Here is an 11,965-nt window from a genome sequence, read left to right as displayed (position 1 = left end):
GGGCGATCGGGCGATCGCCCATGTTAGCAAGCGGCGCCTGTCAGCACGCTGACATCGGCCCGGCGCCGGCGCGACGACACGCGCAACCCACGTGCAACCACTTCGACGCGCTACGCGCGTACGACCGTCACGCCCGCCGCCTCGATCGGCTCCGTCAGCGCGGCCTCGGTTTCGTTTTCGACGACGATCGTCTGCGCCAGCGTGATCTCGCCGATCACGAACTGCGACGCCGCGCGCAGTTTCGACTGCGACGCGAGCACGACCGTCTCGGCCGCGCGTTCGGCCAGCGCGCGCTTGATCGCCGCCTCCTCGAAATCGCCGGTGCTCAATCCCGCGACCGGATGGACGCCCGTGACGCCCATGAAGTACAGGTCCGCATGGATGCGTGCAATGCCTTCCATTGCCGCCGCGCCGACCGCGACGATCGAGTGCTTGTAGAGCCGCCCGCCGATCAGGATCACGTCGATCGACGGATGGGCGGCCAGCGCGACCGCGACGCTCGGGCTGTGCGTGACGATCGTCGCGCGCAGGTCGGCCGGCAACTGGCTGACGAGTAGGGCGGAGGTCGTGCCGCCGTCGACGATCGCCACTTGCCCGGGCGCGATCATCTCCGCGGCCCGCCGCGCGATGCGGCGCTTTTCCGCCGTCTCGAGCGTCTCGCGCTGCGCGAACGGCGCGACGGCCGGCGACGCCGGCAGCGCGCCGCCATGCACGCGCTGCAGCAGGCCTTCGGCCGCGAGTTCGCGCAGGTCGCGGCGCACCGTGTCCTCGGACACGCCGAATTGCACGCTCAGCTCGGCGGCCAGCACCTGGCCGTCGCGCGCGAGCGCATCGAGGATCGCCTTCTTGCGTTGGGTCGTCAGCATCGTGTTTGCACGAAATATCTTGAAATTGCACGAAACTGCACGTTACCATGGGCACCGTCTTTTGTCGAACGGGAGGCTGCAATGGCTGCAACGCGTGACCGGGTCCGCATCGTCGATACGACGGTGCTGTCCGACGACTGGTATGTGCTGAAGAAGGTGACCTTCGATTTCCGGCGCCGCGACGGAACGTGGCAGCGCCTGAACCGCGAGACATACGATCGCGGCAACGGCGCGACGATCCTGCTGCGCCATGCCGTTACGGGCGACGTGCTGCTGACGCGGCAGTTCCGGATGCCGGCGTTCGCCAGCGGCCACGACGGCATGCTGCTCGAAGCGGCGGCCGGCCTGCTCGACGACGAGACGCCGGAAGCGCGCATCCGCGCCGAAGCCGAGGAGGAGACCGGCTACCGCGTGCGCGGCGTGCGCAAGGTGTTCGAGGCGTTCATGAGCCCGGGCTCCGTGACGGAGAAACTGCATTTCTTCGTCGGCGAATACGATGCGTCGCTGCGGACCGGCGACGGCGGCGGCGTCGCGGAAGAGGGCGAGGATCTCGAAGTCGTCGAGATGCCGCTGCAGGCTGCGCTGGACGCGGTCGAGCGCGGCGAGATCGTCGACGCGAAGACGATCATGCTGCTGCAGTACGTCGCGCTGCGGGAAACCGCCGGCGCGCGCGCCGCATGACGCCGCGGCTCGTGCTGGTCGCCGGCCCCTATCGCAGCGGCACCGACGGCGACCCCGCGCGCATCGCCGCGAACCTGCACCGGCTGGAAGCCGCGGCGCTCGCCGTGTACCGGCGCGGGCACGTGCCGATGATCGGCGAGTGGGTGTCGCTGCCGCTTGCGGCCGCGGCCGGGTCGACGCAGGTCGGCGACGCGATCGGCGAGACGTTCCTGTATCCGGCCGCGCACCGGTTGCTGCGACGTTGCGATGCGGTGCTGCGGATCGACGGTGCGTCGCGCGGGGCGGACATGGACGTCGGCCTTGCGCGGCAACTCGGCAAACCGGTCTATTTCGCGGTCGACGAGATCCCGTTCGCACAGGACGATTCGGACAGCTGACCGGGAAGAACGGCGCCGGGCCGACGAACCACCGGCGGCATCGCCGCCTCGGTCGATGTCCGCGTGGCCGACGGCCGGGCGAGCGTGGCGTCGCGCCGCTGCATCGCGCATGCGGCGCGGCGTCCGAACGGGCGTATGATCGCGACGCCACTCGTGCAACGTTCGACACCACCGCCTTCCCATCATGCCGTTCTCCGATCCCGCCGACTCTACCGACTCCGCCGCCGCGCAACTGCCCGCCGATCTCGTCGCGGCCGCCGTCGCCGCGCTCGAGCGTGCCGATGCGTTGCTCGTGACGGCCGGTGCGGGTATCGGCGTCGATTCCGGGCTGCCCGATTTTCGCGGTACGGACGGCTTCTGGCGCGCGTATCCGGCGCTGCGCCACGAGCGTTTCGAATTCCACGAGATCGCGTCGCCGCATGCGTTCCGTGCGCGTGCGCCGCTCGCGTGGGGGTTCTACGGACATCGTCTCGCGCTTTACCGTGCGACGGTGCCGCACGCGGGTTTCGCGATCCTGCGCCGCTGGATCGGCGCGATGCCGAACGGCGGCTTCGTGCTGACGAGCAACGTCGACGGCCAGTTCCAGAAAGCCGGCTTCGATCCGGCACGGATCGTCGAGATCCACGGGTCGATTCATACGATGCAGTGCCTGCGGCCGTGTACGGACGATACATGGGACGCGGCGCCGTTCGTGCCGGATGTCGACGAAGCCGCGTGCCGCCTCGTTGGCGACCTGCCGCGCTGTCCGCACTGCGGCGGGCTCGCGCGGCCGAACATCCTGATGTTCGGCGACACCGGCTGGCTCGGGGAGCGCTACGACGCGCAGGAGCGCGCGCTGGAAGACTGGATCGCGCAGGCCGGGCGCGTCGTCGTGGTCGAGATCGGTGCGGGCACCGCGATTCCGACCGTGCGCCAGCTGAGCGAACGGCTCGGTGCGGACGTGATCCGCATCAACGCGCGCGAAGCGCATGCGCGCCGTTCGGACGTGATCGGGCTGAAGGGCAGTGCGCTCGCGACCTTGACCGCGCTCGATCGCGCGTGGCGCGGCGGCTGAGCCCCGCGCCACGGGCCGACCGGCGCCGACCGCGCGGTTACGGCCGGGCGACGAGCGCCTGCACGAGGGCCGGCGCGACGGGCGAACCGAGCCCCGTCGCGTAGTCGTAGCCGCCCGCTGCATTGCAGACGCTGCCGCAATTGCCGTTGGACCCGGTCGTCACGTCGTGAAAGTCGCTGCCGTACGCGTTTTTGCCGACCGTATAAAGCGCGTCGTACGTGCCGCTCAACGACTTCTTGCCGGCCGCCGTGCGCAGCGAATTCGCGATCGCGACGAGCGCCGACCATTGCGGCGCGCCCGCGCTCGTGCCGCCGACCTGGAACCAGCCTGCTTGCCCCTGATAGGTGACCGAGTCGTACACCGCGAAACCGCTGGACGGATTCGCGTCGTAGCTGACGTCGGGCACGCCGCGCTTGCCGGCCACCGGGATGGGCCATGCGGCCTGTCCGGCCGGCTCGGCCTCGGTCGTGCTCACGCCGCCGCCGCTGCCGCTCCACGCTGCTTCGCCGACGTAGTTGCCGGCCGTATCGGACGACAGCGTCGTGCCGCCGACCGATACCACGTAGGGCGACGCGGCCGGGTATTCGGTCCCGGTGCCGCTGTCGCCGGACGACGCGACGAACGTGACGCCCGCGACGTTGAAGTGGCTGTCGAAGCCGGTCTCGGTGCCGAATTCGTTGCCGCCGAAACTCATCGACACGACCGACGCGCCGCGCTTGACTGCAACGTCGACCGCGGCCAGCAGGTCGTTGAAGCCGGCCGACGCGGCCTCGACGAGCACGATCTTCGCCTTCGGCGCGATCGCGTGCACCCATTCGACGTCGAGCGACATCTCGAGCGACCATCCCGCATCGGTCTTGGGCCGTGCGCCGCGTGCGTACACCTTGGTGAAACAGCCGTTCGACGACGTGCAGGGCGGCAGCGAGAACGCGTTGCTGAACACGCCGAGGTCGGACTCGATCTTCGGGTCGTCGTACGCGTCGACGATCGCGACGATCATCCCGTCGCCCTGGTTGGCGATCGAATCGAACCCGTACGCGTGCCGCGTGAGCGCGGGCGTGAGGCCGGCGATCGTGGCCGTGCTCGCGCGCGGCTTCGTGTGGAACGGCGGGCGGGCGAATCCTTTCGGCGCGCGGTTGCCTTCGACGTAGGAGGGCGGCCCGTTGCCGTCGGCGAGCGCGACGCTCGATGCGAGCAGCGACGCGCACAGCGCCGGAATCAACATGGATGACAGGCGGATATTGTTCATTTTTCGAGTCTCCATGCCGATGGAGTGGAGTGGCGAAACAATTCTACGAAATCGACGGCGTCAATTGAATCGAATATCGGCTGGATGCGGGAATTCCTGATTAGGGCGAGCACGCGGAATCATTGTGAATACGGGGTTTGCAGGGTTAACCTGCGGCCGTATCCAATCGCCTGTTTCGCATTTAAAAATCTGATAAATAATCGATCGATTCAAAAACGAATTTGTAATGTCAGATGTAATTGCCTGGAAATATCGATCGAGTCCCGCTCGCGAAGACAACGGGAAACGTCGTGCAGTCACGACACGATCGGGCGCCTGCCGGCCCGTCCCGCCGGCATTGCCGCCGTCGCGCGATTCCGCATACAGTTCGGCGTAGGCCGTGCCCGTCGCGCGGCGTCGTCAGTGAGGAGTGCCCTTGTTCCATTCGATCGTCGCGATCTTCGTCGGCGCCGGGCTCGGCGCATTGCTGCGCTGGTTCCTGAGCCTCGCGCTCAACGAATTCTTTCCGGCCGTGCCGCTCGGCACGCTCGCGTCGAACCTGATCGGCGGCTACGTGATCGGCATTGCCGCCGTCGTGTTCACGGCGCGCGTCGGGTTGCCGCCCGAGTGGCGGCTGTTCGTGATCACGGGCTTCCTCGGCGGCCTCACGACGTTCTCGACCTATTCGGTCGAAGTGATGACGCATGCGCTCGAGGGTGAATTCGGATGGGCGCTGGCGGTGGCTGCCCTACACTTGACTGGATCGTTCGCGCTCACGGCGCTCGGCATGTGGACCGCGCGTGCGTGGCTCGCGGCGGCCTGAGCGTGCCGCCATCGGAGGCTGCGATGGACAGGGTCTTCTTGCGCTTCTACGTGCACGAGCAACACCGGCTGCACTGGAAGCCGCTGTGGGAATGGCTGCTGGAGGAGGCGAACCGGATGGGCGTCGCGGGCGGCTCCGCGTTTCGCGCGATGGCCGGTTTCGGCCAGCACCGCGTGCTGCATGAGGACCGCTTCTTCGAACTGCAGGGATCGCTCGCGATCGAAGTCGAATTCATCGTCACCGAGGACGAAGCGCAGCGGCTGCTCGAGCGGTTGTCACATGAGAAGGTGCGCGCGTGCTACGCGATGATGCCGGCGCGCTTCGGCGTGATCGACACGCTCGGCGCACCGCCGGCGCAGGGGCCGGCGGCGTAGGGTGATGCGCTGGATCAGATGCCGAACATCGTCAGCGAGACGGCCGCGCGCGTGACGATCATCAGCAGCACCTGCACGATCACGAACAGCAGGATCGGCGACAGGTCGATGCCGCCGAGGTTCGGGATGACGCGGCGCAGCGGGTTCAGGAACGGTGCGGTGAGCTGGTAGAGGATCGGCATCGCCGGCGAGCGCGGGTTGAGCCACGACAGCAGCGCCATCAGGATCGTCATCCAGATCACGAGGTTGAGCGCCCACTTCACGACGGTCAGCAGCGCGACCACGACGAGCGTCGCGATCACCGCGGCAGGATCGAAGCCGGCCATCACGACCATCAACACGACGTAGACAAGCGCGGTGAGCAGCGCGGCGACGACGCTGGCCCAGTCGATGCCGCGCACGCCCGCGATCACGCGGCGCAGCGGCAGCACGAGCCAGTTGGTCGCCTGCAGCACGGCCTGCGTGACGGGGTTGTAAGGCGGCACGCGGACGGCCTGCATCCAGACGCGCAGGATCAGCGCGGCGCCGAACAGCGTGAAGACGGTATTGAGCAGAAAACGGGCGATCTCGCCGAACATCGTTGGCATCCTTTTTATACAGTCAGTAGCGTGCGGCCGCCAACGCCGGTTGGCGGCGCATCGGCCGACACATTATCACGCCTCGTCCCGCGACGGGGAGGGGTGCGCGGCCGTGCGCGCGAGCGACGTTTCGACGGCTTCGGCCAGCGCCGGCAGCGACGCCGGCGGTGCGGCGCGCTTCGCCGCGAGCGCCACCGCGCGGCGCGTCAGCAGCGCATACAGCGCCGCGTGATCGCCGCCGCGCGCCTCGAGCAGCGCGAGCTGGCGTTCGACGATACCCGTATCGCCGCGCGATACCGGGCCGGCCAGCGCGTTCGCAAGCCCCTTGTCGCGCGCGGTCTCGATCGTGCCAGCGAGCATCGGCAGCAGCGCGCGCAGCGCGGCGTCCTCGTCGAAGCCGAGGCCGCGCCACAGTTCGACCGCTTCCGACAGCCCGCACAGCGCGAAGCTCGCCGCGTAGTGCGCGGCCGCGTGGTAAAGCATCCGGCCGCCGGCCGGAATCGACAGCGGATGGCAGCCGAGTGCGGCAGCAAGTCGCAGCAGCGTCGCGTGCAGCGCACCGTCTGCTTCGATCGTGACCGAGCAGCCGTCGATGCGCGCGAGGTCGGCATCGGTGCCGCCGAACAGGTAGAGCGGATGGAAGCCGCCGGTGGCCACGCCTTGCTGCTTCGCCGGATCGAGCAGCGCAACCGCCGACGCGCCGCTGCAGTGGACGACCGCCTGGCTGGCGGCGCGCGACGCGTCGAAGCGGAGCGCCGCGGCGGTCGGGGCGAGATGGTCGTCGGGCACCGTCACGAAGATCAGGTCGGCGGCATCGGCAACCTGCTGCGGCGTGTCGACTGCGCGGCACCCGTCGATGCGCGCGGCGAGGCCGGCAGCCGACGCGGCCGTGCGGCTCGCGATCGCGACGACGGGGAAACCGGCCTGCGCGAAGCGCTGCACGACGCAGCGGGCGAGGCGGCCGGCACCGATGAAGCCGAGGCGGGGTGTGTCGGGAAGGGGCATGGCAGCGGGCGTAAGCAAAACGAAGCAATCGCCAGTATCGCAGGAATGTCGGTGGTGTCGCGCAAGGGCGCTTGTCGCACCGCCGCAGGTATTCATTACCGACGTGAGACCCGATTCCCATCCGCGTACCGGTGCCCGGCCGGTGCCCTGCGCCGCGGGCGATTCATGATCGTGGAATCCGACCCCGAAACATGTCGCGTGCCCGTCCCGCTTGAAATGTCGGGATCTTGTCTCAAATTTGTAATCGTTCATTACGTGCGCGTCCCCGTTGCGCGCGCCGTATCCGGTAAGACTGACCGGCCAGTATGTCGCGACCCCGGTCGTCGGACGGAGTCGCGCGATCTGCAAGGGGCGTCGCCGGCTCCGGACGCCACGCCACAACGCGCCTCCAGCGTCGTGCAATTGCAATTTGCAACAAATGCACAACACGCGAGGGGCGGGTTTTCGCTACATTGCATCCATGCGACGTGCATGCCCGCCGTTGCCGACAGGAGCGCACAAAATCTCGCTCCAGCAGGAGAATCGAAGTGAAAAAGCTCATTCCGTTCATCGCCGCCGCCGCGCTGGGTCTGGGTGCCGCAAGCGCCGCGCAAGCCCACGTGTCGATCGGGGTCGGCATCGGTATCCCGGTCGCACCGGCGTACCCCGTCTATGCACCGCCGCCGCCCGTGTACTACGCACCGCCGCCTCCGCCCGTCTACTACGCACCGGCGCCGGCCTACTATGCACCACCGCCCGCCGTGGTCGTCGGCGGCTATGGCGGTGGTTACTACGGTCGCCCGTACTGGCACCATGGTTATGGCGGCTGGGGTCATCACGGCTACTGGCGTCGCTGATTCGTCCCGCGCGGCCTGACCGCGCGTGGCAAAACGGCGCATCGTCCCGCGAGGGGCGCTGCGCCGTTTTTCTTTGGGGCCGCCGCTCGATGCGCGGCCTGTTCAAACCCGGTTTCGCTTACACCGCGTGCACGATCAGGTCGCGGTAGCCGCCGACGATCACGCTGTACGAGAAATACGCGAACAGCAGCGCCGACGCGACATGGCACGCGCGCATCAACCCGGCGCCCGCGCGCTTGCGGCCCTGGCTCGCGAGCGTGCACATGAAGAGCGTCCAGGCGAGGCCGCCGAGGAAGAAGCCCGACAGGAACACCGACGCGGTGGCCGGCGTCGTCGCGCCGGCCTTCGCGATCAGTGCGCCGCCGACGGCCGCGAACCACAGGATCGCGCTCGGCGACGACATCGCGAGCAGCATCCCGCGCACGAAGCTGCGCCGGGCGCTCGCCCGCGGCTGCGGCGCGTCGTCCGCATCGTCGTTGGTCGCGCCGGCCGGCGTCAGCGCTTCGCGCGCCATCTTCCACGTGAGAAACAGCAGCACCGCGCCGCCGCCGATCCACACGATCCAGCGCACGGGCTCGAACTGCAGCAGCACGGCCATTCCCGCGAGCGCGAGCGCCGCGTAGACGAGATCGCCGACGCACGAGCCGACGCCGAGCCAGAAGCCCGGCCGGAAGCCGTGCGACAGCGTCAGCGACAGCATCGCGACGTTCACGAGGCCGATGTCGAGACAGAGCGACAGCGACAGGAAGAAACCGTCGGACAGCATGGAGGCGGGCGGAAAGCTCATCTTGGTTGTGTTCTGGTGGCGAGTGCGTTGCGCGGGCCGGCGCGCGCCGGCCGCATGACGTCAGAGGCCGATCTCCTGCCAGAGCCGGTCGACGCGCGCCTTCACGGCCGCGTCCATCTCGATCGGGCGGCCCCATTCGCGATTCGTCTCGCCGGGCCACTTGTTGGTCGCGTCGAGCCCCATCTTCGAGCCGAGACCGGCCACCGGCGACGCGAAGTCGAGATAGTCGATCGGCGTGCTGTCGACCATCACCGTGTCGCGCACGGGGTCGACGCGCGTCGTGATCGCCCAGATCACTTCCTTCCAGTCGCGGATGTTCACGTCCTCGTCGACGACCACGATGAACTTCGTATACATGAACTGCCGCAGGAAGCTCCACACGCCGAACATCACGCGCTTCGCGTGGCCCGCGTAGCTCTTCTTCATCTGGACGATCGCCATCCGGTAGCTGCAGCCTTCGGGCGGCAGGTAGAAGTCGGTGATCTCGGTGAACTGCTTCTGCAGCAGCGGCACGAACACCTCGTTGAGCGCGACGCCGAGCACGGCGGGCTCGTCGGGCGGCTTGCCCGTGTAGGTCGAATGATAGATCGCGTCGCGGCGCATCGTAATGCGCTCGACGGTGAACACCGGGAACCACTCCTGCTCGTTGTAATAGCCGGTGTGGTCGCCGTACGGACCTTCGAGCGCGTGCTCGTAGGCGGCCGACGCGTTGCCGGACGGGCGCGGCGGTGCGCCGGCCGGCGCGGGGGCAGGGGCGCCTTCCTGCGGATGGATGAAGCCTTCGAGCACGATCTCCGCGCGCGCGGGCACCTGCAGCGTGTCGACGCCGGGCGTCAGGCACTTCGCGAGCTCCGTGCGGCTGCCGCGCAGCAGGCCGGCGAACTGATACTCGGACAGCGAATCGGGCACGGGCGTGACCGCGCCGAGCGTGGTGGCCGGATCGGCGCCGAGCACGACCGCGACCGGATACGGCTTGCCGGGGTTCTGCAGCGCGAACTCGCGGAAGTCGAGCGCGCCGCCGCGATGCGCGAGCCAGCGCATGATCAGCTTGTTGCGGCCGATCAGCTGCTGGCGGTAGATGCCGAGATTCTGGCGCGACTTGTTCGGCCCGCGCGTGACCGTCAGGCCCCACGTGACGAGCGGCCCCGCATCGCCGGGCCAGCAGGTCTGGATCGGCAGCTTGTTCAGGTCGACGTCGTTGCCTTCCCAGACGATCTCCTGGCACGGCGGCGACGACACCGACTTCGGTGCCATGTCCCACACGGCCTTCGCGAGCGACAGCAGCTTGCCGGCGTCCTTCAGGCTCTTCGGCGGATCGGGTTCCTTCAGCGCCGACAGCAGGCGCCCGAGATCGCGCAGCGAATCGAGCGCGGCATCGTCGCCCGCATCGACGCCCATGCCGAGCGCGACGCGGCGCGGCGTGCCGAACAGGTTGCCGAGCACCGGAAACGCATGGCCGGGCGGCGCGTTGAACAGCAGCGCCGGGCCGCCGGCGCGCAGCACGCGGTCGCACAGCTCGGTCATTTCGAGCACGGGCGACACGGGTTGCGTGACGCGCCGCAGTTCGCCGAGCGCCTCGAGGCGCTGGATGAAATCGCGTAAGTCTTTGTATTTCATGAAGAAGGTCCGGGCCACCCGCATGGCGGGCAGCGATGGGCGGGCGCAGCTGCCGGCTGCGACCCCGAATCGACCGACGATTTTACCCGCGGCGCCGTCCGGCCGCCCGGCGGCGAAAAAAGTCGATCGCGCGCAAACCCCCTACGGCACGGGATTTGCGTTCTGAAGAGCGATCGTAAATTACTTTTTGTTATAGATTTGAGTTTTTATAGTGTTGACGATCTATAAAACCCTGCTAGAATCCGCTCACATTGGCTGCAGGGTAAAAGGCTTCGAGCCGCCAATCACCGATCTTTGACGCAGCGCGTCACCGTCCGCCGAATCCTGCACGGCGTATCCGACGGCTTGAGTTGTAGTCCCAGCCAGCGCTACCAGACGCTGGTTTTTTGCGTGGGTGCCACCGCGTATGCCCGCCTCGCCCACTGTGCGAAGGTGCCGGCCCTCTTACACCGTGGCCTCGAACGGTACTTATACCGTTTCCCCGATGCTTGCACGTCCCAACCAAGGCGTGCGGCGTCGTGATTCCGCGGCGCGTTATCTGTCTCGCCATCGAGCTGAGCGAGCCGCACGAGTCATGTTCATGGGAGATGATCTGAATGAACGCTTGGTTATCGTGGCGTCCCAATGAGCAGCATGCGCAGATCGTGCGCAACATGCTGCGTCGCGGGACGCGTGTCAGTCACCATCTATTCAGCGTTGTCGGCTGTTTTGCTGTCGCGGTTGCGCTTGCACTGTGGCTGCTGCCAACCGTCCGCGGCACGCTTGCCGCGAAGCTGATGCCGGTCGTATCTGCGGCCGTGCAGGCCGGGCCAGCCCGTTTGCTGTCCGGTCATCCGCTGCCGAACTTCGCGCCCGCCGGCGCGCAGCCGCAGCAGGAAGAGGCGCCCGAAACGGACGCGCTCGCGGTCGGCCTCGATGTCGCACCGGAACCCGCCGCACAGGGCGCCCAGGCCGATGCGTCCGATCCGGTCCGCAACGGCCCGTCGCCGGTCGCACTTGCCAAGCTGATCCCGACCCAGCGGGTCGCGGCCGATGCGCGTGACGACCGTGCGCTCGCGTCGAACCGCGAACAGGCGCTCGTCGCGACCTACCTGTCGCGCCGTTACCGCGTCGCGCAGGCGCCGCTCGGCCAGCTCGTCAAGGCTGCGTTCCAGACCGGCCGTGACGTCGGCCTCGATCCGCTGCTGCTGCTGTCCGTGATGGCGATCGAGTCGGGCTTCAACCCATACGCCGAAAGCGGCGTGGGCGCGAAGGGCCTGATGCAGGTCATGTCGAAGGTCCATTCCGACAAGTTCGAATACTTCGGCGGCACCGATACGGCGCTGCAGCCGCTCGCGAACCTGCAGGTCGGTGCGCTGGTGCTGAAGGACTGCATTGCACGCGGCGGCTCGCTCGCGAACGGCCTGCGCCTGTACAACGGCTCGACGAACCCCGACGACAACGGCTATGGCTCGAAGGTGATGGCCGAGCGTGGTCGCCTGCGCGACGTCGCGCGCGGCCGCAGCGTGCCGGTCAACGCACCGCAGGCACCGGCGCAGCCGGCCAAGCCGATCGTCACGGCTGCCGTGACGGCAGCGGCAGGCGGCGCGAAGCGCGTGCATGCGACGCTCGACAGCGCGACGTCGGCGAAGGCGGCCGCGCCGAAGGAAGCGTCGCCGCAGGATGACGCGAGCGTCGACACCGCGAAGCAGTCGCACGGTGATCACTCGGAGCTCGGCGCGTAACGTCACGCGTTCCGC

14 protein-coding genes are annotated in these 11,965 nt (G+C 68.2%); 8 read left to right on the top strand and 6 right to left on the bottom strand.

The window, feature by feature from the left end; all coding sequences use genetic code 11:
• Nucleotides 1–110: 110 nt before the first annotated feature.
• Nucleotides 111–866 (bottom strand): DeoR/GlpR family DNA-binding transcription regulator, encoded by a 756-nt coding sequence (locus DIE03_RS07790; RefSeq protein ID WP_124449068.1) that lies wholly within the window; start codon nt 864–866, stop codon nt 111–113.
• A gap of 81 nt (nt 867–947) precedes the next feature.
• On the opposite strand from DIE03_RS07790, the gene DIE03_RS07785 reads away from it, so the two are divergent.
• The 3 genes from DIE03_RS07785 to DIE03_RS07775 all read left to right on the top strand — a co-directional run bounded on the left by DIE03_RS07785 (nt 948) and on the right by DIE03_RS07775 (nt 2,978).
• Nucleotides 948–1,547, top strand: a complete 600-nt coding sequence (locus DIE03_RS07785; protein ID WP_124449065.1) for an NUDIX domain-containing protein — start codon at nt 948–950, stop codon at nt 1,545–1,547.
• Complete coding sequence (locus DIE03_RS07780) at nt 1,544–1,924, top strand: DUF4406 domain-containing protein (RefSeq protein ID WP_124449063.1); 381 nt, start codon at nt 1,544–1,546, stop codon at nt 1,922–1,924. The genes DIE03_RS07785 and DIE03_RS07780 overlap by 4 nt, the downstream gene beginning before the upstream one ends.
• 184 nt (nt 1,925–2,108) lie before the next feature.
• Entirely contained in the window at nt 2,109–2,978 is an 870-nt protein-coding gene (locus DIE03_RS07775) for a Sir2 family NAD-dependent protein deacetylase (protein WP_124449061.1), read from the top strand.
• Nucleotides 2,979–3,015: 37 nt separating this feature from the next.
• Here DIE03_RS07775 and DIE03_RS07770 read toward each other — a convergent pair whose 3' ends face one another.
• Nucleotides 3,016–4,227, bottom strand: a complete 1,212-nt coding sequence (locus tag DIE03_RS07770) for a S53 family peptidase (protein WP_124449059.1) — start codon at nt 4,225–4,227, stop codon at nt 3,016–3,018.
• Between the two features lie 415 nt (nt 4,228–4,642).
• Between DIE03_RS07770 and crcB the strand changes: the two genes are divergently transcribed.
• Both crcB and DIE03_RS07760 read left to right on the top strand, forming a co-directional pair.
• A complete protein-coding gene (gene crcB, locus DIE03_RS07765) occupies nt 4,643–5,029 on the top strand; it encodes a fluoride efflux transporter CrcB (RefSeq protein ID WP_124449057.1) in 387 nt (128 codons plus the stop codon).
• 23 nt (nt 5,030–5,052) lie between these two features.
• Nucleotides 5,053–5,403 (top strand): DUF190 domain-containing protein, encoded by a 351-nt coding sequence (locus tag DIE03_RS07760; RefSeq protein WP_124449055.1) that lies wholly within the window; start codon nt 5,053–5,055, stop codon nt 5,401–5,403.
• 14 nt (nt 5,404–5,417) lie between these two features.
• On the opposite strand, the gene DIE03_RS07755 is transcribed toward DIE03_RS07760, so the two are convergent.
• Nucleotides 5,418–5,981 carry a YggT family protein gene (locus DIE03_RS07755; protein WP_006488584.1) on the bottom strand — a complete coding sequence of 188 codons (564 nt, stop codon included), beginning with the start codon at nt 5,979–5,981 and terminating at the stop codon, nt 5,418–5,420.
• Nucleotides 5,982–6,056: 75 nt separating this feature from the next.
• Nucleotides 6,057–6,986, bottom strand: a complete 930-nt coding sequence (locus tag DIE03_RS07750) for a Rossmann-like and DUF2520 domain-containing protein (protein ID WP_124449053.1) — start codon at nt 6,984–6,986, stop codon at nt 6,057–6,059.
• A gap of 527 nt (nt 6,987–7,513) precedes the next feature.
• On the opposite strand from DIE03_RS07750, the gene DIE03_RS07745 reads away from it, so the two are divergent.
• Nucleotides 7,514–7,822, top strand: a complete 309-nt coding sequence (locus DIE03_RS07745) for a hypothetical protein (protein WP_124449051.1) — start codon at nt 7,514–7,516, stop codon at nt 7,820–7,822.
• A gap of 118 nt (nt 7,823–7,940) precedes the next feature.
• Here the strand turns inward: DIE03_RS07745 and DIE03_RS07740 are convergent, their stop codons facing one another.
• Nucleotides 7,941–8,609 (bottom strand): LysE family translocator, encoded by a 669-nt coding sequence (locus DIE03_RS07740; RefSeq protein ID WP_124449049.1) that lies wholly within the window; start codon nt 8,607–8,609, stop codon nt 7,941–7,943.
• A 60-nt stretch (nt 8,610–8,669) separates the two neighbouring features.
• Nucleotides 8,670–10,226, bottom strand: a complete 1,557-nt coding sequence (locus DIE03_RS07735) for a UbiD family decarboxylase (RefSeq protein WP_124449047.1) — start codon at nt 10,224–10,226, stop codon at nt 8,670–8,672.
• On the opposite strand from DIE03_RS07735, the gene DIE03_RS07730 reads away from it, so the two are divergent.
• Together DIE03_RS07730 and DIE03_RS07725 are read left to right on the top strand one after the other, a co-directional pair.
• Nucleotides 10,198–10,392, top strand: coding sequence for a hypothetical protein (locus DIE03_RS07730; RefSeq protein WP_124449045.1), 195 nt, complete (start codon nt 10,198–10,200; stop codon nt 10,390–10,392). The two genes, DIE03_RS07735 and DIE03_RS07730, sit on opposite strands and share 29 nt — an antisense overlap.
• Nucleotides 10,393–10,822: 430 nt before the next feature.
• Entirely contained in the window at nt 10,823–11,950 is a 1,128-nt protein-coding gene (locus DIE03_RS07725) for a lytic transglycosylase domain-containing protein (protein WP_124449043.1), read from the top strand.
• The last annotated feature ends 15 nt before the right edge of the window (nt 11,951–11,965 follow it).

The organism is Burkholderia sp. Bp8992, assembly GCF_003853705.1.
Taxonomy (GTDB): domain Bacteria; phylum Pseudomonadota; class Gammaproteobacteria; order Burkholderiales; family Burkholderiaceae; genus Burkholderia.
Note: the sequence above shows the minus strand (reverse complement) of the source record. Positions and strands in the feature narration are given on the sequence as shown.

What these genes read in the sequence shown, in the direction of transcription:
- DIE03_RS07780 (WP_124449063.1), top strand. Translation starts at nt 1,544, where the DNA reads ATGACGCCGCGGCTCGTGCTGGTCGCCGGCCCCTATCGCAGCGGCACC.
- DIE03_RS07760 (WP_124449055.1), top strand. Translation starts at nt 5,053, where the DNA reads ATGGACAGGGTCTTCTTGCGCTTCTACGTGCACGAGCAACACCGGCTG.
- DIE03_RS07725 (WP_124449043.1), top strand. Translation starts at nt 10,823, where the DNA reads ATGAACGCTTGGTTATCGTGGCGTCCCAATGAGCAGCATGCGCAGATC.
- DIE03_RS07770 (WP_124449059.1), bottom strand. Translation starts at nt 4,227, where the DNA reads ATGAACAATATCCGCCTGTCATCCATGTTGATTCCGGCGCTGTGCGCG.
- DIE03_RS07790 (WP_124449068.1), bottom strand. Translation starts at nt 866, where the DNA reads ATGCTGACGACCCAACGCAAGAAGGCGATCCTCGATGCGCTCGCGCGC.
- DIE03_RS07775 (WP_124449061.1), top strand. Translation starts at nt 2,109, where the DNA reads ATGCCGTTCTCCGATCCCGCCGACTCTACCGACTCCGCCGCCGCGCAA.
- DIE03_RS07785 (WP_124449065.1), top strand. Translation starts at nt 948, where the DNA reads ATGGCTGCAACGCGTGACCGGGTCCGCATCGTCGATACGACGGTGCTG.
- DIE03_RS07730 (WP_124449045.1), top strand. Translation starts at nt 10,198, where the DNA reads ATGAAATCGCGTAAGTCTTTGTATTTCATGAAGAAGGTCCGGGCCACC.
- DIE03_RS07740 (WP_124449049.1), bottom strand. Translation starts at nt 8,609, where the DNA reads ATGAGCTTTCCGCCCGCCTCCATGCTGTCCGACGGTTTCTTCCTGTCG.
- DIE03_RS07750 (WP_124449053.1), bottom strand. Translation starts at nt 6,986, where the DNA reads ATGCCCCTTCCCGACACACCCCGCCTCGGCTTCATCGGTGCCGGCCGC.
- DIE03_RS07735 (WP_124449047.1), bottom strand. Translation starts at nt 10,226, where the DNA reads ATGAAATACAAAGACTTACGCGATTTCATCCAGCGCCTCGAGGCGCTC.
- DIE03_RS07755 (WP_006488584.1), bottom strand. Translation starts at nt 5,981, where the DNA reads ATGTTCGGCGAGATCGCCCGTTTTCTGCTCAATACCGTCTTCACGCTG.